The organism is Streptomyces sp. NPDC002156 (assembly GCF_053593675.1).
Genome location: NZ_JBSFDA010000046.1, coordinates 1 through 20,978, shown reverse-complemented (window position 1 = coordinate 20,978; position 20,978 = coordinate 1). Strand labels below are relative to the sequence as shown.

At 68.6% G+C, this 20,978-nt stretch carries 19 protein-coding genes, 1 tRNA gene and 1 pseudogene; 10 read left to right on the top strand and 11 right to left on the bottom strand.

The window, feature by feature from the left end; translation table 11 throughout:
- Window positions 1-2: 2 nt before the first annotated feature.
- The 8 genes and pseudogenes from ACWCRB_RS20215 to ACWCRB_RS20180 form a co-directional block, all read left to right on the top strand.
- The gene (locus tag ACWCRB_RS20215; protein WP_450997350.1) at window positions 3-1,079 is read left to right on the top strand and encodes a hypothetical protein; all 1,077 of its coding nucleotides are present in this window, start codon (window positions 3-5) and stop codon (window positions 1,077-1,079) included.
- Window positions 1,076-1,783: a hypothetical protein gene (locus ACWCRB_RS20210; RefSeq protein ID WP_450997349.1), complete on the top strand. Its 708-nt coding sequence runs from the start codon at window positions 1,076-1,078 to the stop codon at window positions 1,781-1,783. The genes ACWCRB_RS20215 and ACWCRB_RS20210 overlap by 4 nt, the downstream gene beginning before the upstream one ends.
- Before the next feature lie 218 nt (window positions 1,784-2,001).
- On the top strand, window positions 2,002-2,601 hold the full coding sequence (locus ACWCRB_RS20205; protein WP_450997348.1) for an MT-A70 family methyltransferase: 600 nt from the start codon (window positions 2,002-2,004) through the stop codon (window positions 2,599-2,601).
- A 338-nt stretch (window positions 2,602-2,939) separates the two neighbouring features.
- Window positions 2,940-3,170, top strand: coding sequence for a hypothetical protein (locus ACWCRB_RS20200; RefSeq protein WP_450997347.1), 231 nt, complete (start codon window positions 2,940-2,942; stop codon window positions 3,168-3,170).
- A gap of 5 nt (window positions 3,171-3,175) precedes the next feature.
- Complete coding sequence (locus ACWCRB_RS20195; RefSeq protein WP_450997346.1) at window positions 3,176-5,365, top strand: type IV secretory system conjugative DNA transfer family protein; 2,190 nt, start codon at window positions 3,176-3,178, stop codon at window positions 5,363-5,365.
- A gap of 175 nt (window positions 5,366-5,540) precedes the next feature.
- Window positions 5,541-6,368 carry a replication-relaxation family protein gene (locus ACWCRB_RS20190; RefSeq protein WP_450997345.1) on the top strand — a complete coding sequence of 276 codons (828 nt, stop codon included), beginning with the start codon at window positions 5,541-5,543 and terminating at the stop codon, window positions 6,366-6,368.
- Between the two features lie 200 nt (window positions 6,369-6,568).
- Window positions 6,569-6,964, top strand: coding sequence for a helix-turn-helix domain-containing protein (locus ACWCRB_RS20185; protein ID WP_450997344.1), 396 nt, complete (start codon window positions 6,569-6,571; stop codon window positions 6,962-6,964).
- Between the two features lie 579 nt (window positions 6,965-7,543).
- Window positions 7,544-8,545, top strand: a pseudogene (locus ACWCRB_RS20180) (recombinase family protein); the annotation flags it as partial.
- A 694-nt stretch (window positions 8,546-9,239) separates the two neighbouring features.
- Here ACWCRB_RS20180 and ACWCRB_RS20175 read toward each other — a convergent pair.
- From ACWCRB_RS20175 to ACWCRB_RS20135, 9 genes are all read right to left on the bottom strand, one after another.
- Window positions 9,240-9,315, bottom strand: a tRNA-Arg gene (locus tag ACWCRB_RS20175).
- Between the two features lie 228 nt (window positions 9,316-9,543).
- Entirely contained in the window at window positions 9,544-10,740 is a 1,197-nt protein-coding gene (locus ACWCRB_RS20170; protein ID WP_450997343.1) for an aldo/keto reductase, read from the bottom strand.
- Between the two features lie 255 nt (window positions 10,741-10,995).
- Window positions 10,996-11,379, bottom strand: a complete 384-nt coding sequence (locus ACWCRB_RS20165) for a nuclear transport factor 2 family protein (RefSeq protein WP_450997342.1) — start codon at window positions 11,377-11,379, stop codon at window positions 10,996-10,998.
- A 40-nt stretch (window positions 11,380-11,419) separates the two neighbouring features.
- Window positions 11,420-13,015, bottom strand: a complete 1,596-nt coding sequence (locus ACWCRB_RS20160) for a Na+/H+ antiporter (RefSeq protein ID WP_450997341.1) — start codon at window positions 13,013-13,015, stop codon at window positions 11,420-11,422.
- Window positions 13,012-13,152: a hypothetical protein gene (locus ACWCRB_RS20155; protein ID WP_450997340.1), complete on the bottom strand. Its 141-nt coding sequence runs from the start codon at window positions 13,150-13,152 to the stop codon at window positions 13,012-13,014. Before ACWCRB_RS20155 ends, ACWCRB_RS20160 begins: the two co-directional genes overlap by 4 nt.
- Before the next feature lie 44 nt (window positions 13,153-13,196).
- Window positions 13,197-13,634 (bottom strand): DUF2255 family protein, encoded by a 438-nt coding sequence (locus ACWCRB_RS20150; RefSeq protein WP_450997339.1) that lies wholly within the window; start codon window positions 13,632-13,634, stop codon window positions 13,197-13,199.
- An 80-nt stretch (window positions 13,635-13,714) separates the two neighbouring features.
- Window positions 13,715-14,758, bottom strand: a complete 1,044-nt coding sequence (locus ACWCRB_RS20145) for an NAD(P)-dependent alcohol dehydrogenase (RefSeq protein WP_450997338.1) — start codon at window positions 14,756-14,758, stop codon at window positions 13,715-13,717.
- Between the two features lie 65 nt (window positions 14,759-14,823).
- Window positions 14,824-15,234: a DUF2255 family protein gene (locus tag ACWCRB_RS20140; RefSeq protein WP_450997337.1), complete on the bottom strand. Its 411-nt coding sequence runs from the start codon at window positions 15,232-15,234 to the stop codon at window positions 14,824-14,826.
- Window positions 15,231-16,637, bottom strand: coding sequence for an MFS transporter (locus ACWCRB_RS20135; protein ID WP_450997336.1), 1,407 nt, complete (start codon window positions 16,635-16,637; stop codon window positions 15,231-15,233). Before ACWCRB_RS20135 ends, ACWCRB_RS20140 begins: the two co-directional genes overlap by 4 nt.
- Window positions 16,638-16,857: 220 nt before the next feature.
- Here ACWCRB_RS20135 and ACWCRB_RS20130 point away from each other — a divergent pair, with 220 nt between their 5' ends.
- Window positions 16,858-17,748, top strand: a complete 891-nt coding sequence (locus ACWCRB_RS20130) for a helix-turn-helix transcriptional regulator (protein WP_450997335.1) — start codon at window positions 16,858-16,860, stop codon at window positions 17,746-17,748.
- Between the two features lie 49 nt (window positions 17,749-17,797).
- Here the strand turns inward: ACWCRB_RS20130 and ACWCRB_RS20125 are convergent, their stop codons facing one another.
- Together ACWCRB_RS20125 and ACWCRB_RS20120 are read right to left on the bottom strand one after the other, a co-directional pair.
- Window positions 17,798-18,832 carry a zinc-binding dehydrogenase gene (locus ACWCRB_RS20125; RefSeq protein WP_450997334.1) on the bottom strand — a complete coding sequence of 345 codons (1,035 nt, stop codon included), beginning with the start codon at window positions 18,830-18,832 and terminating at the stop codon, window positions 17,798-17,800.
- A 90-nt stretch (window positions 18,833-18,922) separates the two neighbouring features.
- Window positions 18,923-19,345, bottom strand: coding sequence for a (R)-mandelonitrile lyase (locus ACWCRB_RS20120; RefSeq protein WP_450997333.1), 423 nt, complete (start codon window positions 19,343-19,345; stop codon window positions 18,923-18,925).
- A 201-nt stretch (window positions 19,346-19,546) separates the two neighbouring features.
- On the opposite strand from ACWCRB_RS20120, the gene ACWCRB_RS20115 reads away from it, so the two are divergent.
- Window positions 19,547-20,500 carry a helix-turn-helix transcriptional regulator gene (locus ACWCRB_RS20115; protein ID WP_450997332.1) on the top strand — a complete coding sequence of 318 codons (954 nt, stop codon included), beginning with the start codon at window positions 19,547-19,549 and terminating at the stop codon, window positions 20,498-20,500.
- The last annotated feature ends 478 nt before the right edge of the window (window positions 20,501-20,978 follow it).

Sequence of the window (20,978 nt, the reverse complement as noted above, 5' to 3'; positions counted from 1 at the left end):
CCGTGAAGCTGTTCCGCGACACGACAGCGCCGCTGGACGCATGGACGCAGGAAGCCGACGCGGTTTCGCTGCCCCGACTGGATGAAGTCGGTGGTCACGCCCGCCCGTCCGGTGTCGGCGTGACGTATGCCGAGCAGGAGTACCACACGCTGGCCGACGAGCAGGAACTGATCTGGCTGGCCGAGGGCGAGCGCGCCGCTCGCCCGTTCCAGGAGCGAGCACGCGGCCTGGACCGCGTTGCCGCGGGCACGGAGTTCCTGCTGTCGGAGCAGGAGCACGAGGTTCGCCAAGCACAGGCCGACTACCAGCACGCGGCGTGGGTCCTGACCCCATATACACGGCGCGAACCGTGGACGAAGCTGCGCTATTGGATCGGCTGGCCGGTGCTTTGGTTCGGCGACACCGCAGGTGTCTGGTCGGCGGCGGTCACCAACGGCGATGTCCCATCCATCGCGTTCGGGCAGTCGCTCGCCTCCGGCTTGGCCGCCGCCTGCGCCGGACTGGTCGGGGCGGAACTGAAGTACATCCGTATGGCCAAAGCCCGGCAGCGCGATCCCGAGTCGCTGACCGACGACGAGGCGCGGTATGCGCGTCTGTTCGCGGGCACCGACAACGGCGGCAGCATCGTGAAGCTCATCAGCTTCTTCTCCCTCGTCGTCGTAGCGCTGCTCGCCGTCGGCATCTTCTGCCTTCGGGCCAGCATCGAGGGCAGCGCATCGGGGCTGACGTTCGGGCTGCTGGCTGCGGCCACGGCGATCGGGTCAGGCCTGCTCGGCTACTCGGCCGCCGACGAAGTGGCGGACTTGCTTGCCGGTATGGCCAAGCGCGCCCAGAAGGCCGAACAGCGATACCTCAAGCTGGCCAGGTCTTCGGCGTTCAGGGGCAAGGCACAGGCCGAGGCAGCAGAGCGCTCCATTCGGGACGAGTACCAGCTGCGCGGCCAGGCCGCCGGCAAGCGGGTGGAGTCCCTGTCCTGGAGGGTGCAGCGCCGCAACCCGCAGGTGCTCGGACACGGCTTTCCGGCCGGTGAACAAAGCGGAGTTATCGGGAGGCGTACGCGTCGAGGTGGTGCCGCGTGAACCGCATCGGCTCGCTGCTTCCCAGCACGCTCCTCGGCAGTCGCCTACTTGGATCCCCGACGCTGGGCACGCCGGCCACGCGAGCCCGTACGGACTACCTGCTCGGCAGTGCTGGTCGTCCGGCCACCGTGCCGACGCTGACCATCGCCGACTTCGACAACTCCGGCTCGGTCACCAGCCCAGCCGGAACCGACCCCCTGTCGAACCGGTTTACTGAAGTGGCGCATGCCTTCTCGGTCGTCGCTCGTCGTGGTGCGCGCCACGAGCTGGGGGCTGTGCTGCACTTCGACATCCCGTCGAGCGGCGACGTCCGCCCCACACCGATCACCAGACGTGGAATCGCGAGGCTGCGCCCCGGCCTCCACGTCCCGCCGGACGGTGCAGGTACGAGCGAGCTAGCCCCCAGCCTCTGCCGAGCGATCGAGATTGCCGATGCCCACCCGGACCACGCGGCAACGCTCGTTGTGCTCTCGGACTTCTGGCTGCTGGACCCTGAACCATCCGACGTGCTTTCCGAGTTGGCGGGATTCCCCGGTGACGTTCACGCCGTCGTCCTTGGCAACCGCCTGGGCTCACGAGTGCTCGACGAGCGCATCACCGTGACGCATATCGAGCGGGACGATCCGCCCGGCGCGGTCGCACGGGCATTGTTCTCAAGCCTTGTCGCCCGACGCCCCGGAAGTCACGTCCACGCGCCGATGTGACGTGCTCTCTGGCTGGGGTCGTCGCCGATTCCACAACACATTTCTCGTCACCCGTGCGTCAACAGGTAACCGAGGAAAGGTCGCTCTGCGGGGCCGAATCTTCGGGCGATCATTCGACCGATCCAACGATTTCCCAACTCGCAATCCCGCTTCATAACTAGAAGCAGATTCCGGCAAGTCACATTCAAGATTTCCGGAGACCGAAAGGAGAAAACGACATGACGAACACCATCAACGAACCGACCCAGTCAAGCATTCCGCGCAGGTTTCGCACCATCCTGGCCGACCCGCCATGGGACATCCAGCAGAAGGGCGGACGAGGGGCGGAGCGCCACTACCCGCTCATGACCCTGGAGCGCATCAAGGCTTTGCCCGTCGCCGAGCTAGCCGAGGACGATGCCCATTTGTGGCTCTGGGTAACTAATGCCACCCTCCGTGAGGGCTATGACGTTGCCGAAGCCTGGGGCTTCACCGTCCGGTCGCCGCTCACGTGGATCAAGTTCCGACTCGGGCTTGGCGTCTACCTGCGCAACGCGACCGAGCACCTGCTCTTCGCCACTCGCGGCAAGGCACCGGTCCAGTTCCGTGCACAGCCGACGTGGATCACCGCCCCAGTGCAAGACCACTCACACAAGCCCGAGGAGCAGTACCCGCTCATCGAGCGCCTGTCGCCCGGCCCGTACCTGGAGCTGTTCGCCAGGCGTCGGCCGCCGAGCAACTCGCCGTGGTTCGTGTGGGGCAACCAGATCGACGCCGACGTGTCGCTTCCGGGCTACCCGGTGCCCAGCGACCGTCGCCGCGACGAGCGGGCCATATGAGCGGCGAGAAGAAAGGCGAATCCCCGATGGGAAATCCGTTCGTGTGGGTCTTGCGCGCCTGCCTGCTGTGTCTCGGCGCAGCCATCGCCATCAATCTCGCCGTCGCGTTTCTGCGCCCTGTGTTGCCCTGGATCGTCGCCGCTATCTGCCTGGGCTCATGCGCGTGGATCACAGTCGCCATCGTGCGATGGAGACGCTCAAGGTGGTAGCAACCGCCGTACAGAGGTCGCGCGTTGTGGAATCGACAAACGCCATTGACGCGTTGACTAAGATCAACGATAACTGGATATGTGGGGTGTTGATTTCAGTCAACACTCGCAAGGAAAGGAGGTGACCTTATGACTTCAAAACGAAGGGGGAACAACAAGGAACGCAGGGGGCGCGAGGAACGCCGCTTTACGGTCCGTGGCATTCGCCGCGACTCACCAGATATCCGCAAGCTCTCGAAGGCGCTGCTCGGCCTGGCGATGGCAATGGCCGAGGCCGAACTCGAGGCGCAGGCCCAACAGGCCGCTCGTCAGCCTGAAGTGGAGGCCACCTCTTCCAACACGGAGGTGAGGCAGGGGTGAGCTGGATGCGTAGCCACACCGAGCTGGTGTTCTCTGGCCTTCACTTGCCCCGTCCGCTGGATTCCGCAGCCGTCGTCGGATTCCTGACCCGTCTGGCCTCCGACCGCGATGCACCACGCGTCGTCCTCGAAGTCCGGGCCGACCCTGGCGGCATCCGACACCTGCTCGGTTGCCACGCCACCGACGTCCAGGCGCTCCGCCGGATGCTCGGTGACCTGATCCCCGGCAGCCTGCTGACCACACCGGGCCTCGGCACAACTGAACCTCGTCCGCCCGTGGATGAGGCAGGGCGGTTGCGTCTCCACCCAACCGGATTGCCGCTACGGAGCGACGATCACGAGGCCACCACCCGGGCGTTGCTCTCCAGCCTTGCAACGCCACTCAGGCAGGGTGAACAGATCGTCGTGCAGGTGCTGTTCGGACCACGGCGCGCTCCGCGGGCCGTTCCGCCGAACGCTCCCGATCCCAGCACCACCCTGCTTCAGCTCCTTACCCAGGGCGAGCGTCCGGCCAGCACCGAGACGCGGGCGCGGCTCAAGGAACGCGCGTCGCAGGCCGGGTTCGCGACCACCATCCGGCTCGGAGCGTCGAGCCCGGATTCCGGCCGGCGCCGCCGGTTTATCGGGAGTCTGCTCAGCGCGATCTCTACCGCCCAAAGTCCTGGGGTGCACATCGACCTGGTGCGCGAGCATCCCAAGCACCTCAACGAGGCTCGCTCGCCGTGGCGTTGGCCGCTGTCGCTCGGGGTGTCCGAAGTCGTCGGGCTGCTCGGCTTTCCTCTGGGTGAGGGCGATTTCCCGGGCCAACCGCCTGCACACCCGAAGCTTCTGCGCGCCGAGGCCAGCGTCCATACCGGATCGCGCGTCTTTGCAAGGAGCGCCGTACCAGGCGACGACCGTCTGCTCGGCATCGGGCCGAAAGACCAGACATACCATGCTATTGCGTACGGCCCGAGCGGCTCCGGCAAGACCAATGTTGCGCTGCGATTGATCCTCGCGGACATCGAGGCGGGACGCCCTGTTGCTGTCCTCGACCCCAAGCGACAGCTCATCGACGACATCCTCGCGCGGGTCCCCGAGCATCGCCGGGGTGATGTGGTCGAGCTGAATGCTGGCGACGAAAATCCAGTGGGGTTCAATCCGCTGGACGTTACCGGCCGTGACCCCGACGTCGTCGTCGACGGCGTCCTGGCGGTCTTCGAGGCGGTCTTCGCTGACGGCTGGGGACCCCGCTCGGCGGATATTTTCTCGGCCAGTCTCCGCACCCTGGCCAGGGCCAGCACGCCGAGCAGGCCGGCCACCCTGGTCGATCTGCCGCGGCTGCTCACCGATCCGAGGTTCCGTCGCCAGCAGGTCGGACGGGTCCACGGCGACGTTGGCCTCGCCGGATTCTGGTCGTGGTACGAGGCTCAGTCGCCGCAGGCGCAAGCTGCCGCTATCGCACCGCCGCTCAACAAGCTGCGGCAGTTTCTCCTCCGCCCGGCCCTGATTCACATGCTCGACCAACGCACCGGCAAGTTCCGGCTGCGCGACATCTTCCGCGAAAATAAGATCGTGCTCGTCCCTCTGAACGAAGGACTCATCGGGCCGGGAACGGCGTCGCTGCTTGGCAGCCTCATCATCGCCGACCTGTGGCAGGCCACCCAGGAGCGCGCCAACGAGCCGGGCGCCGAGAAGCGTCCTGGCGTCGTCTACGTCGACGAGGCTCCGAGGTTCCTCAACCTGCCCGTGTCCCTCGCTGACGCCTTGGCCGTCTCAAGGTCGCTGTCAGTCGGCTGGTTCCTGGCTGCTCAGTTCCGCAGCCAGTTCCCACCCGCGCTACGCACCGCGGTGGACATGAACGCCCGCTCCAAGATCGCGTTCGCCACCGAGTACGAGGACGCGCGGGACATGGCCAAGCTGACCCGGTCCCTGATTGCCGAGGACTTCCAGGCACTTCCGCGCTTCCACGCCTACGCCAACCTCGTCGCCGACGGTCTGCCGTCCGGCTGGGCACTGGTCGAGACGTTGCCGCCTCCGCCTGTCACCACCGACCCCGAGGCCGTACGGGCGACAGCTCGGGCCAACTACGCCCCGGATCCGATCACGCCCACGACTGACACGAACACGGCTGACAGCGACGAGCCACAGGCGCTTGACACGACTGCCTCGACCACAGCCGTCGACCAGATCGGTCGGAAACGGAGGCAGCGATGATGCCTCTCTTCGCCCCTGTCTTCGCCCGACTGTTCGCGACCCTGCCAGCAGGCCATTTCCGCAGTTCATCCGGCCTACGCCCCACCTTGCGGGATGGGACTGACCCCCTACTCGGGGGTCACGGCGGCGGGCCTGGCGGCTGCCACCGACTCCAACTTTGGACGGGAGGTGCCCTATGAACCCGAACGATGTCGCCAGCCTGCTACTACGGCTCTCCGAACGTGACCTGGCCGTCCTCGAATCGCTACGCGCTCACCGGCTCCTCGGCACCGCCCAAATTCGCCGTCTGCACTTCAGAGAAGGGCACGCCACCATCACGGCGGCTTCGGGAGCCACCATGCGTGTCCTCGTCCGGCTCGAATCGCACGGCCTGGTGGCGCGGCTCACCCGGCGCATCGGCGGGGTGCGCAGCGGCTCGTCGGGGATCGTGTGGCAGCTCGCCTCGACGGGCGAGCGGCTGCTGCGCACCGTGCACGGCGAGAAGAAGCGTCGGCGCTATGTCGAGCCGTCCTTGGCATTCACCGCGCACACCCTGGCCGTCGCCGAACTTGCCGTCAAGCTTCACGAGTACGCCGGCCAAGGGGCTATCGAGCTGCTTAGCGTCGAGACCGAGCCCTCGTGCTGGCGCTCGTTCGTCAACCCGCACGGCACGCTCGAATGGCTCAAGCCCGACCTGTACGCCGTCACCGCCAGCGGTGACTTCGAGGACCACTGGTTCATCGAGGCCGACCGCGCCACCGAGCACCCCACGGTCGTCGTCCGCAAGGCCAAGACCTACCAGCGCTACGCGGCCACAGGCGCCCACCAGGCCCGACACGGCCTGTTTCCCGCCGTTACCTGGGTTGTCCCGGATACGGCCCGACGTGGCGCCCTGGAGGCCGCCCTGTCGGCCGACACGGGGGTACAGCCGGAGCTCTTCCGCATTGTCACCGTCGACGAGTTCGGGCAGCTCGTCACCGGCGACCAGCCGGACGCACCGACTGATGCCACTGGTCCGCCATGAGCCGACCGTGCGCCAAAGCCAACAGCAGGCAAGATCTCAGCGTTCTTTCAAAGAATGGTCGCATTATAGGGAAAGCGTCAAGCTTCCCCCGGAACTCCGGAAAGTAATCCCGGAATTACGTTGCGGAATTGTCAACAATTGCTGATTTCGGGCAACGGGCGAGGTAAAATGGGAATACAAATAAAGGAGACGCCGAGATAATGAAGCGCGACGCAACACTACAATTTGGGGAATACCTTCAGCGCTTGCGTCAGGAACGAAAACTCGGAATTCGCGAGCTTGCCAGGAAGGCGCATCTCGACGCCGGAGGACTCACTCGACTGGAGCGAGGAAAGAGATCGCCGCAGCCAGAAACGCTCAGAGCCTTGGGTGCAGCGCTCGAAGTCCCATTTTCCGATCTGTTCATTATGGCTGGGTATTTCACCCCATCCGATCTACCCAGCATGAGCACCTATCTGCGTACGCGCTACGACCTGCCAGAAGACACGATCGCCTCGGTTGACGAATATATCCAGCGGCTCATCGACGAACATGGCCTCGACTCCAATGGCCCGGCTCCGTTCGAAGACGAGTCAGAGATTCCGTCAGAGAAATAACTATCGGATGGGGAGAGGAGGATCACTATGAACACAGCCAAATACACCGCCCCCACTACCAGTCCCGGAGCGCTCACCGCCCTACGTGACCTCGGCCGCGAGCCAGCCAGCTCCATGGAAGCCATGCGCCGCATCGCTGCCCAACAGGCAGGGCTGCTCCGGGAACTTCTCCCTGGTCCTGCGAGCCAAGCTTCCACCCACCTCACGAGCCTCGTCCCGAACATCGTCGTGGAGTCGGTTGCCCGCCTACCTGTTGCCGGAATCACCTACTGGGCGAATCGCCACTGGCACGTCCATGTGCGCGAAGACGACTCGGCCGACGAGCGGGCGTTTACGGTGCTCCACCAACTGAAACACATTATCGACCACCCGATCCGCCGAGCGACAGCTGCTTTTAGTAGCGCAGACTGGGACGTCCTGGCGAAGTACTTCGCTGGTGCCGCACTGGCCCGCGAACTGACAGTGGCCTCGGCGTAAAGAGAAAGGAGGAATACCTGTGAACCAACCGCTCAACGCAAACAACGATGCAAGCGGCTCCATCCACTGCGTGCAGGTAATCGAAGAAATGGGAGGTGTCCGATGACCGTACCTGGCGCCGTGAAGACAGGGATCTCCTACCTGCGAGTATCGACGAAAGAACAGGCCGAGAAGGGTGGACAAGCCGAAGGGTTCTCCATCCCCGCGCAGCGTGAGGCTAACCACCGCAAGGCGGAAAGCCTCGGCGTCGTGATCGTCGCCGAGTTCATCGACGCGGGGGAATCGGCAAAGTCGGCAGACCGTCCCGACCTCCAGAGGATGTTGCGCTACCTGGCAGAAAACACCGTCGACTACGTGTTTGTCCACAAGGTGGATCGCCTGGCAAGGAACCGCGTGGACGACGTCGAGATCACTCTGGCCATCAAAAAGGCCGGCGCGACTCTGGTCTCCGCGACGGAAAACATCGACGAGACCCCCTCCGGGATGCTGCTCCACGGCATCATGTCGTCCATCGCTGAGTTCTACTCCCGGAACCTCGCCACCGAGGTTCACAAGGGGATGAGCCAGAAGGCCAAGACTGGCGGCACCCCTGGCAAGGCCCCACTCGGCTACCTGAACGTCGTACTGCGCACACCTGAAGGGCGCGAGGAGCGCACGGTAGAGGTGGACCCCGAGCGCGCCGAGTTGATCAGCTGGGCATTCGAAGCCTTCGCGAGCGGCGCGTGGACGTTGCGGTCGCTGGCCGACGAGTTGGAAACCAGGGGGCTCACCACGAAGCGGACCCCCAAGATGCCGTCGCGCCCGATCCGGCCCAACGTCCTGCACAGCATCCTGACCAATCCCTACTACAGGGGCGAGGTCGTGTATCAGGGCGTCGTCTACCCCGGCCGCCACACGCCGCTCACCAACCTGGTCACCTGGCAGAAGGTCCAGGATGTCCTTGCTGCCAACCTCGTCGGTGAGCGACAGCGCGACCACCCCCACTACCTCAAGTCCAGCGTCTTCTGTGGTGACTGTGGCAGCCGCCTGATCATCACCAACGCCAAGAACCGCCACGGCGTGATCTACCCGTACTTCATCTGTCTGGGACGGCACCAGAAGACAACCAGCTGCACCCGCAAGGCACTGCTCATCACCAAGATCGAGAAGATGGTCGAGGACCACTGGGGCACCGTCCGGCTCGCCCCCGAACTCCGCGACGCCATCGAGGAGGGACTCCGAAGCGAACTTGCCGCCCACCGCAAGGAAGCCGAAGACGAGCACAAGCAGCTCGTGGCCGAGAAAGCGAAGCTCACCGCGCAACGTCAGAAGCTTCTCGAAGCGATCTACAGCGGTGCGGTACCGATGGATCTCATCGCCAGTGAGCAGCAGCGCATCACGGACCAGCTCACGGCCATCGAGGCAAGGCTCGGCGCGGCGACGGCCACCTTCGACGCCATCGAGACCAACCTCACACGCGCACTCGACCTTGCCCGCGACTGTCACGCCGCCTACCTGGCGGCTGATCCGCAGCTGCGCAGGCTGTTCAACCAGGCGTTCTTCACCCACCTCATGATCGACGAGGACGGCGTCCACAGCGAGTACGCCGAACCGTTCGACACGCTGCTCGACGGCGACGTCCTGGAGGCAGGGCAGACCGCGCTGGTCGATCGCGCAGAGGGGCAGGCCAGGCTGCGTGAAGCACTGGAACGGCCCGCATCGCCCGCCAACAAGAAGACCCCCAGCACACTGGCTGGGGGTCTCTCTGTTCACCTTCCTACCCCCGTTCGGGGTGTCGAAGGTTCGAATAAAACTACTTTGGTGCCCTCGGCAGGATTCGAACCTGCGACACCGGCTTTAGGAGAGCCGTGCTCTATCCCCTGAGCTACGAAGGCGGGGTCTGTAGGAACGCGGGTCGGAAATCGGGGTGAACCCTGCGATTCCAGACACGTGATTCCGGTGGGTTGTACCGCGCACGGCCGAGGCCACGCACCTGCGCAAGTGTAGCGGGTGAGGGGTGCGGGCTGCTGCCGCCCCGGCCCGGCTGCCGGCACAGGCGCGAGGTCGGGGCGGCACGTTGATGTTCTGTCCCGTCTTGCTTCTGTTCGGTTGCTTGGTCGAGCTCAGCGGCGGGGCGGTGCTTCGACGCCCGTCATCGCGAGGGCCGCCGGCGGGAGGCGCTCACCGTGGATGGTGATGCTCGCGACTGCGGCGTTCAGTTCCTGGAGTTCGGCGGGGGTGAACCTGACCTCCTCCGCGCCGATGTTCTCCAGGAGGTGGGACAGGCGGGTGGTGCTGGGGATGGGTACGATCCACGGCTTCTGGGCGAGCAGCCAGGCGAGGTCGATCTGGGCGGGGGTGGCGCCCTTGCGTACGGCCCAGTCCTGGAGCAGCTGGACCAGGGGCATGTTGGCGGCCAGGTTGTCCCGGCTGTTGCGGGGGAACGCGGTGCGGCGGTCGTCGGCGGTGAACTGGAAGTACGGGCTCATCGTGCCGGTGGTGAAGCCCATGCCCAGGGGTGCCCAGCACACGAAGCCGATGCCGAGTTCCTCGCAGAGGGGCAGGACGTTCTCCTCGGGGCCGCGCCAGAGGGTGGAGTACTCGTTCTGGATCGCGGTGAGCGGCAGGATCGCGTGGGCCCGCCGGACGGTCTGCAGGCCCGGCTCGGACAGGCCCCAGTGCAGCACCTTGCCCTGGGCGACGAGGTCCTTGACCGTGTCGGCGACGTCCTCGATCGGGACGGCGGGGTCGACCCGGTGTTGGTAGAGGAGGTCGATGTGGTCGGTCCGGAGGCGTTTGAGCATGCCGTCGACGGCTCGGCGGATGTGGTCCGGGCGGCTGTTGAGGCCGTTGCGGGCGCCGGTGACCGGGTCGATGTCCCAGCCGAACTTGGACGCGATCACCACGTCGTCGCGCACGGGCCGGAGGGCGTCGCCGACGATCCGTTCCGACTCCCACGGCCCGTACGCCTCGGCCGTGTCGAAGAGGGTGACTCCCTGGTCGACGGCTGTGCGGATGAGGGCGACCATGTCGTTGCGGCTGGTGACGGGACCGTAGAGGTTGCCCGGCATGGTCTGGGTGCCGAGGCCGATGCTGGAGACCTTCAGGGAGCCGAGCCTGCGGCGGCCGGTCTGGGTGACGGCCGCGGTGACGGGGTTACGGCGGAGGGCGGAGGCCCCGGCGGACGGTGCCGCGTACGCCTGGGATGCGGCTCCCGACACGGCCACCAGTGAGGTCGCCGCGAGTGCGGCCGCGCTCAGGAAGCCGCGACGGCCGCGGTCGGTCGGGTTGCCGTTCGGCGTGCTGTCCTGTTCGTGCATGCGTGACATCCCTCGTGGTCGTCTGCTGGGAGCGCCCCACGTCCGTGACCGCGGATGATGCCCACGCTCGTCCGGCGCTGGGCGTCCTGCGGTTCGGATGTCGCCGGGCGGTGAGACCGAGTCAACCAGTGGGTCCGTGGGGGTGGGAGGGCGTGCTGTGCCGGGTAACGGCAGTACCCCTCAAGCCCTCAGGTCCCCAATTCCCTAGTGCCTCAGGTCCTCAGGCACCCGTGATTCCACATGTATGCGGGTTCGCTACCAGGTCGTTGCCACGGAGCGCAGCGCGGTCCAGGTGTCGCCGTCCCGGGCGTAGTCCATCGTGAATCGCAGCGGCCAGTCGGCGTGGGTGCCGTAGACCGTCGCCTCGGTGACGATGCGGCCGACGAGGCGGGCCGTGTCGCCGTCCACGTCGACGGTGACGTTCTTCTCGGTCACGTCGTGGTAGATGAACTGCCCGGCTCGCATCTGGGACAGCCACTCGGTCTTGGGCTGCTGGTAGCCGGTGATGTGGGTGAGGGTGAAGCCGTCGTCGAGCAGGTCGTCGAGGGCGTCGGTGTCGCCGTCGGTCATCGCTCGCAGGTGGGCGCGGTAGGCGGCGAGGACCTCGTCGCGGGCGGTCGCGTCCGGGGATGCGGGCATGGTGGCTCCTGGCCTGGTGGTGGGGGTGGGGGGAGGGGAGCTATTCGGCGGTCTGGCGTCGGGACAGCCGTACTTCTTCGATGTCGAGATGGCGCTGGACCTGGCGCAGCACGGTGTCGTCGATCTCGTGGTCGTCGCGGAGGCGGAGCAGGGTGGTGCGTTTGTGGGTGAGGAGGGCCAGGCGCAGGGCGGTGTAGTGCCTGTGGTGGCGCAGGACGGCCGCTTCGTCATCGGTGTCCGTCTCGCCGCCGCCCGCGCGGACGACGAGCAGGTGGGTCTCGTACTCCTGGCGCATGCGTTCGGCGACCGCCGGGTCGGTGTCCAGTTCCTCGGCAAGCGCGGGGAGGGCCTTGAGGGCCTCCTCGGTGGCGGTGGTCTCGGCGAGGAGGCGTTCCTCCTCCACCGAGGTGTCGTGGGGCAGGCGGGCCCAGCGCACCACGGCCGGCAGCAGCAGCCCTTGCAGGACCAGGGTGGTGACGATGACTCCGGAGGTGACGAAGACGATGGTGTCGCGGTCGGGGAAGGGCGCGCCGGAGTCGAGGGTCGTGGGCACCGACAGGGCCACGGCCAGGGAGACCGCGCCCCGGAAGCCGGCGATCGAGGTGACCACCCGGGCGCGGTAGTTCATCCGGCGCAGGCGCTGCTGCGGGCGGCGGTCGAGCAGGCGGATCAGGTACGGGACGGTGAAGTTGAAGGCGAAGCGCGCGGCTACGACGACTGCGGAGACGGCCGCGACGGCGATGAGGGCGTTGGTGAGGTCGTCGCCGTGCAGTTCGCGTACGGCGGCCTGGGCCTGGAGGCCGACGAGGACGAACAGGGAGCCGTTGAGCAGGAAGGTGGCCAGCGACCAGGCCTCCTCCGCCTGGCGGCGCATCTCGGCGCCGGCCATGCGCGGTCCGGCCTGGCTCATGATCAGCCCGGCCACGACGGCCGCGAGGACGCCGGAGGCGTGGATCAGTTCGGCGAGGAGATAGGCGGTGAAGGGGGTGAGGATCATGACCACGTTGCCGAGGAGCGGGTTGCGGAAGACCCGTTGTGCCTTGATCACCAGCCAGGCGATCAGGGTTCCGGCCGCCGCGCCGCCGATGTAGGAGAGGGCGAACAGTGCGGTGACGTGCGGGAGCGTGAAGTGTTCCTCGCCGACCGTGATGCCGACGGCCAGGCCGAAGACGACGAGTGCGGTGCCGTCGTTGATGAGGCTCTCGGCGCGCAGCAGGGTGACGTTGCGGCGGGGCAGTGCCTTGGCGAGGACTCCGACGGCGGTCGCGTCGGTGGGGGCCACGGCCGCGCCCAGCACCCAGGCCGGTCCCCAGGCCAGGCCCAGCTGGTGTGCCACGGCCGCCACGGCTCCGGCGGTGCCGATGACCAGTACGGTGCTCATCAGGACGATGCCGCGCAGATCCTGCCGGATCCCGCGCAGGGAGGTGGTCAGGCTCTCCCAGTACAGCAGCACCGGCAGGAAGATCAGCAGCACCGCCTCCGGCGGCAGCTCCACCTCGCGCAGCGCGGGCACGAAGCCGAGCAGCGCGCCGAGGACGAGCAGGACGACGGGTGGGGCGATGCGGTAGCGGTCACCGGCGGCGTTGCCCAGGAGCACCGCCACGCCGAGGACCACGACGAGTTCGAGACCGATCACGACATGGCTCCCGGCAGGGTCAGGACGCGGACGACCGACCGCGCGGCCTCGGGGGGACCGGGAGCGCGGCGCTTGGTCGTGGTCGGGGCGAGGGGCTCGCCGGGCGACGTGTCGGCGTGGGTGTCGACAGTGGACATCGGTCTTCTCCCGCGAGGGCCGGCGAGGCAGGCGCCCGCGATGGTCAGCGCGGCAGGAGCCGCATGGTCGTCGAGCCCGCGGTGGCGCTCGTGATGCGCTGGATGGTGTTGGCGGAGTAGCGGCCGTACTTGGTGCGGTAGGCGGCGTCGACCGCGTCGTTGATCCCGCCGTCGACGTCCCCGTCCCTGTCCCTGTCCCTGTCCACGTCCCCGTCCACGTCCACGGTTACGTCCTCGAACGTCACGTCCTTCTCGACCCCGCCCGCCTCGACACGGCCCTCGTGCCGGGCCCGGGTGCCGCGGAACCACGCGGAGGCGGGGCCGTTCACGGAGCGGACGTAGATGTCGTCGTCCACGCGCACGACCCAGATGGTGCGCGGGCCGCCCAGTTCGCCGTCCCGGCGCAGGGAGGCGACCTCCAGTTCCTCGGCCGCTCCGACCCGGTCGAGTTCGTCGTCGGTCCAGGCAGCAGTGGCGGTCATACGCCCATCTCCTCGGTTCTTGTGGGGGATCTTCGACGAGCATCGAGCCCGGTCATCGCGGCCGTGGCCGTGGCCGTGGGTCAGGCCAGCGTCGAGGTGTCGATCACGAAGCGGTAGCGCACGTCGGAGGCCATGACCCGCTCGTACGCCTCGTTGACCCTGTCGGCCGGGATGACCTCGATCTCGGAGCCGATGCCGTGCTCGGCGCAGAAGTCGAGCATCTCCTGGGTCTCGCGGATGCCGCCGATCAGCGAACCGGCGAACGACCGGCCGCGCAGGATCAGCGAGAACACCTGGACCGACAGCGGCTCGGCGGGGGCGCCGACGTTGACCAGGGCGCCGTTCACGGCCAGCAGGCCGAGGTAGGCGTCCAGGTCGAGCTTGGCGCTGACCGTGTTGACGATCAGGTCGAAGGTGCCGGCCAGTTGCTCGAAGGTGGCCGGGTCACTGGTGGCGAAGTAGTGGTCGGCGCCCAGGCGCAGGCCGTCGTCCATCTTCTTCAGCGACTGGGACAGGACGGTGACCTCGGCGCCCATGGCGTGCGCGAGCTTCACGGCCATGTGGCCGAGTCCGCCGAGCCCGATGACGGCGACCTTCCTGCCGGGGCCCGCGCCCCAGCGGCGCAGCGGGGAGTACGTGGTGATGCCCGCGCACAGCAGCGGGGCCGCCTCGTCGAGGCCGAGGCCCTCGGGAATCCGTACGACGAAGTCCTCGGTCACGACGACGTGCGTGGAGTAGCCGCCCTGGGTGATCGTGCCGTCCTTGTCGACGGCGCCGTAGGTGAGGGTGTTGCCCGGCAGGCAGTACTGCTCCTCGCCCCGCAGACAGGACGCGCACTCGCCGCAGGAGTTGACCATGCAGCCCACGCCGACCCGGTCGCCGACCGCGTGCCGGGTGACCTCGGCGCCGACCTCGGTGACCACACCGGCGATCTCGTGGCCGGGGACCAGGGGATAGACCGACGGGCCCCACTCGCTGCGGGCGTTGCTGATGTCGGAGTGGCAGATGCCGGCGTACTTGATCTCGATGAGGACGTCGTGCGGGCCTACGTCCCGGCGTTCGACGGTCGTGGGGACGAGGGGCTCGGTGGCGGAGGTGGCGGCATACGCGTTGACGGTGAGCATGGTGTGTCCGATCTGGTGGTTCTGGTTGTCCTGGTGGAACTGCTGTTTGCTGTAAGGGAGTTGGGTCAGCGAGGTTCGAGCCGCATCGTGGTGGAGCCCGCCTCGGGGCTGGTGATGGCTTTCACGATGTACGCGGCGTAGTGCCCGTACTTGGTCCGGTAGGCGGTGTCCACGGCGTCGTTGACCTCGTCGCCGGCGTCGACGATCGTCACGTCTTTCAGCACCCCGCCGGCCTGGATACGGCCTTCCTGGCGGGCCCGGGTGCCGCGGTACCAGTCGGAGCCGGGGCCGTTCACGGAGCGGACGTAGATGTCGTCGTCCACGCGTACGACCCAGATGGTGCGCCGGCTGCCCAGCTCGCCGTCCCGGCGCAGGGACGCGATCTCCAGTTCCTCCGCGTGCCCGATGCTGTCGAGTTCCTGGCTCGTCCAGGCCGGTGTCGCAGGTGTAGCCGGTGTTGCTGATGTCGGGGTCATGAGGTCTTCTCCTTGAGGAATGCGGAGGCCACCGCGGTCAGGACCACGAGCAGCGCGGCGATCAGGAGGCTGGTGCGCAGCCCGTGCAGGAAGTGCGCGTGGTTGGAGACCAGGGCGCCGAAGACGGCCACGGACAGGGCGCCGCCGAGCTGGCGGGACGCGTTCAGTACACCGCTCGCGGTGCCGGCGCGCTCGGCGGGGACACGGTCGAGGAGCAGCGAGGTCACCGCCGGTACGGCGAGGCCGCCGCCGGTTCCGACCGGGATCATCAGCAGGACCAGCAGCCAGGCGGGCGCCGACGCGGGCGGAAGGCACAGCGCGACCAGGCCGGCGGCCATCAGGAGCTGGCCGGTGATGATCGGCATCCGCGCCCCGAACCTCGCGGCGAGCCGGGCGGCCGTCGGGCTGACGACCGCGGTCAGCAGCGTCATCGGCAGGAACGCCAGCCCGGTGGCCATCGGCGACAGGCCCTGTTCCTGCTGGAGGTACAGGCCGAGGAGGAAGATCATGCCGTAGAAGCCGACGTTGAGCGCGAATCCGACGGTCGCCGAGAGCGCCATCGTCCGGGCGCGCAGGAGAGCGAGCGGCACCATCGGGTTCCGGCCACGCGCCTGCGATGTCAGGAAGACCGCCGCTGCCACCACGGCCACCGCCAGTGCGAGCAGCACACGCGGCGCGCCCATGCCCACATCGCCGGCCTCGATCGCCGCGTACGTCAGGCCGCCCATCGCCGCCACCGCGGCGACCTGCCCGGTCCAGTCGAACGGGGCGTCGCCCTGGCGGGGCGAGCGGGCGGTCCGGGTGAGCAGGAACAGCGCCAGCACGCCCACCGGCAGATTGACGAAGAAGATCATGCGCCAGCTGATCTCGCTCAGTACGCCGCCCAGCACCGGCCCTGCCGCGGCACCCACCGAGCCGCCCATCGCCCACACCGAGATCGCCCGGGCGCGCCGGGCCGGGTCGGGGAACGCCTCGCGGATCAGCGCCAGCGAGGCCGGCACGATCACCGCGGCGCCCGCGCCCTGCACCAGCCGCGCCACGACCAGCACACCGAGGTCCGGTGCGAAGCCGCAGGCGGCGGAGGCGAGGGTGAACACGACGAGCCCGGCTCCGAACGCCTGCCGCGCACCGATCCGGTCGGTCACCGACCCGGCCGACAGCAGCAGCGCGGCGAACATCAGCGTGTAGCCGTCCACCACCCACTGCAGGCCCGTCATACCGCCGCCGAAGCCGCGCCCGATCTCGGGCAGCGCGACGTTGACGATCAGGGCGTCGAGCGTCATCACGAAGAAGCCGAGCAGCGCGGCGGCCAGTGCCCATCGGGCACCGTTCGCGGCGCCGGGCCGCCCAGCGGCGGTATCGGCCGACGCCGACGGCTTGTCCGATGTGACAGAACTGGACACGGGTGGTTCTCCTGAGGGCGAAACGAAACGAAACGAAACGAAAGGGGTTCCCTGCGCGGAACGAGTTGCGCGCAGGAGTTCTTCAACCGCCGTCCAGCCTGCGCGCCGGACGCGTCGCGTGGCAGGCCGAGCTGTGCCGGGGAGCGCTGTTCGGGGGTGTGACAGGTCCCCCCAGGTCCAGCCCATGGATCCGTCCTGCCCGCCCTGACACACTGGCCGCATGGCACGTGAGCAGCGCAATGGCGGCGACGGCACCGAACTGGGGCGTTTCCTGCGCGCCCACCGTGCCCGGGTGACACCCGAGCAGGCCGGTCTCAAGGCCGGCCCCGGTCTTCGCCGTACGCCCGGACTGCGCCGTGAGGAGCTGGCCACCCTCGCCGGGGTGAGCATCGACTACTACACGCGCCTGGAACGCGGCAAGGAGTCCCACCCCAGCCCGTCCGTCGTCGACGCGCTCGCCCGTGTCCTGCTGCTGGACGAACACGCGCACGAACACCTGCGCGACCTCGCCGTCTGCGCCGCCCGCCCCGCTGCCTCCGAGCCCCCGACGGCGCCCACCTCGTCGGTGGGACCCGGGGTCAGGCTGCTGCTGGAGAGCCTGCGGCCCCACCCCGCGGTCGTGGTCAGCCGCACGATGGACCTGCTCGCCTGGAACCCGGGCGGGCTACGGCTGTTCGTGGGCATGGAGCAGTGGCCGGCCGAGAAGCGCAACGTCGCACGCTGGGTGTTCCTCAACCCCGGCGCCCGTACGGTGTTCGACCACTGGGACGAGCAGATCCGCGCGTGCGTGGGGCGCCTGCGCGCCCTGGCCGGCACCGACCCGGACGCCCCCGACCTCGTCGGGCTCGTCGACGAACTCCTCGCCGAGAGCCCGGAGTTCGTACAGCTCTGGGACCGCTACGACGTACGGGCGCACACCCACGGCAGCAAGACCTTCCACCTCCCGGACGTCGGCACCCTCACCCTCGACTACCAGTCCATGCAGCTGGAGGGCTTCCCCGGCCACCGCCTCGTCGCCCACTACGCCGAACCCGGCACCCCCGACCACGACAAGATGGTCCTGCTGGACATGGTCGCCACCGGACCGGACACGAAGCCCGCCGAGAAGTAGAAGAAGTAGAAGAAGTCGAAGAAGTAGGGCAAGCGGAACTGACGCGGCCCTAGGGCCGGATCAGGACCTTCAGTGCGGTGCGGTCGGCCATCGCCCGGTAGCCGTCCGGTACGCCGTCGATGCCGACGGTGTGGTCGAAGACCCGGCCGGGATCGACCGTGCCGTCGAGGATGTCGGGCAGCAGTTCCTCGATGTAGGCACGGGCCGGGGCCGCGCCACCGGTGACCGTGATGTTGCCCATCATCGACTCGAACCCGAGCGGGATCCCGGTGTACTGCGCGACCCCGAGCCGGCTGATCACCCCGCCGTGGCGGACGATGCTCAGCGCCGTGTCCATCGCCTGCGTGGCGCCGACGGCCTCGATCACCGCGTGCGTACCGTCGCCACCGGTCAGCTCCCGGACGCGCTCGATGCCTTCCTCGCCGCGCTCGGCCACGACGTCGGTGGCGCCGAAGTCCCGGCCCAGGTCGGTACGGTCCGTGTGCCGGCCCATGAGGATGATCCGCTCGGCGCCGAGCCGCCTGGCGGCCAGCACCGCGCACAGCCCGACCGCGCCGTCGCCGATCACCGTCACCGACTTCCCGGGCGCGACCCTGGACGTCACCGCGCCGTGGTGGCCGGTGCAGTACACGTCGGACAGGGTCAGCAGGGACGGCAGCAGGGCCGAGTCCTCGGCCACCGGCAGCTTCACCAGCGTGCCCTGTGCCTGCGGGACCCGCACGGCCTCGCCCTGGCCGCCGTCGACACCGTTCGGTCCCCACTGGCCGCCGTGACGGCAGGACGTGTGCAGTCCCTCCGTACAGAAGTCGCAGGTGTTGTCCGACCAGACGAAGGGCGCGACCACCAGGTCACCGGACTTCAGCCCGGCCACCTCCGGGCCGACCTCCTCGACCACGCCGAGGAACTCGTGGCCCATGCGCCGGCCCTCCTCGGAGGCGGGCATCGACCCGTACGGCCACAGGTCGCTGCCGCAGACGCAGGAGCGCACGACGCGTACGACGGCGTCGGTGGGGTTCTGGATCTTCGGGTCGGGGACGTTCTCCACGCGTACGTCTCCGGCGCCGTACATCACTGTTGCTCGCACGAGATTTCTCCCAGCTCTGTTGCTCGAAAGGGGGCGCTGTATCGATCGGAAGCGGGTCTGCGGTTCAGCGGGTGCTGCTACGAGGGCGGCTCAGCGGGTGCTCCTGCGACGGGCGTCGTACTCCCCGTACTCCTCGTCCGAGACCTTTTCGAGCCACTCGGTCTCGGGGCTGCCGTCGCCGGTGCCCTCCCACAGCGCCAGGTGCTCCATGAAGCGGTCCGGGGCGGCGCCGTGCCAGTGCTCCTCGCCCGGCGGGGTGTGGACGGTGTCGCCGGGGTGGGCCTCGACGACCGTGCCGTCGCGTGTGCCGATCAGCGCGACGCCGGAGACGATGTGGAGCGTCTGGCCCATCGCGTGCGAGTGCCAGTCGGTCCGCGCGCAGGGCGAGAACCGCACCATGTTCGCGCGTATCCGGGACGGCTCCTGGCCCGCGTGGACGACGTCGAACCAGACGTCCCCGGTGAACCAGTCGGCGGGCGCCTTCACGGTGGGCTGCTGCTTGAGGACTTCCAACGTGCCGCTCCTTGCTTGCTGCGCCGCCCGGCATCGCCGGTGCGTGCCGGTGCCCCCGACGGACATCTTCGATGTCGTCGACTCTTCCCGCATCGCGGGCCGCGTGGCAGGCCGGGCCGTGCCGGGGAGCGGTGTTCCGGGGTGTGACAGGGCCCCCCACGCACCGGCCGCGGCGGTCGTGCGACCCGCAGACTGGAGGACATGACCAGCGAGCAGCAGACCGGCGGAGGCTCCGAACTGGGCCGCTTCCTGCGCGCCCGCCGGGCCCGGGTGACCCCGGAGGAGGCAGGCCTGACGGCCGGTACCGGCCTGCGCCGTACGCCCGGCCTGCGCCGCGAGGAACTGGCCACCCTGGCCGGGATCAGCATCGACTACTACGTCCGTCTGGAGCGCGGCAAGGAGACCCGGCCGAGCGCGTCCGTGGTCGATTCCCTGGCCCGCGCCCTGCTGCTGGAGGACGACGAGCACGAGCACCTGCGCGGCCTGGCCGCCCGTGCCGCGCGCGGTACGCCCGAGGCTGCCCCGGAGGGGGGATCCCCGGCCGCGCCCAGCCGTACCGTCCGGCCCGGGGTGAAGCTGCTCCTGGAGAGTCTGCGCCCCCAGCCCGCGCACGTCGTCAGCCGCACCAACGACCTGCTCGCCGCCAACCCCGGCGGCCTGCGCCTCCTCCCCGGCATCCAGGACTGGCCGGCCAGGGAGCGCAACATCGCCCGGTACCTCTTCCTCCACCCCGCCGCACGGGACCTGTTCCACGACTGGAACACCCACCTCCGCGGCTGCGTGGCCCGGCTGCGCGCCCTGGCCGGCACCGATCCCGACGCCCCCGACCTCACCCGGCTCGCCGGTGAACTCCTGCTCAAGAGCCCGGAGTTCGCCCGCCTGTGGGAGCGCTACGACATCAGGGGCCACTCGTACGGCCGCAAGACCTTCCACCACCCGGACGTCGGCACCCTCACCCTCGGCTACCAGTCCATGGAGCTGGAGGGCACCCCCGGCCACCGCATGATCACGTACTACGCCGAACCAGGCACCCCGGACCACGACACGATGGTCCTGCTCGACCTCCTCGGCCAGGACCAGCCCACACGGAGGCCGACGGCACACGAGACCCGGCCGACGCCGGCGGAGGACGATCCCGCGTCGCCACTGTCCTGACCCGCGGTGCTGAACGGGTGGGGTGGCTTTGGCCTGACGGCCATGTGCCTGACGCCCCAGTGCCTACCGCTCGCGGGCACCCCCGCGACGGCTGCACCTCCGGTGGCTGCACTTCCGTGGGCTCCCCGCCCCGCCGCTCACCGCCGCAACGGCCACCGCCAGGATGACGACGACGCCCGCCGGGGCGGAGACCGGCGGGGCGGAGAGCCGTGCCGCCATGTGGGCCGGTGAGCTTTCTGACGCGTCCCTGTGGCTCGGTCGCGCTGAGCGACCCGGCCCCGGAGGTCTCGTGGCTCGGGCACGACACCCGCTCGACGTCTGCCGCCGACGACGCCGCGCCTCGTGGGGCCCAGGCACGCGGCCGGTGGGGACCAGTCGTTCCGGGTCGGCGGGTGGGGACCGGCCGTTCCGGGTCGGCGGGTGGGGACCGGCCGTTCGGGGTCGGTCGGTGGAGCTCAGTCGTCCCGGGTCAGCTGGT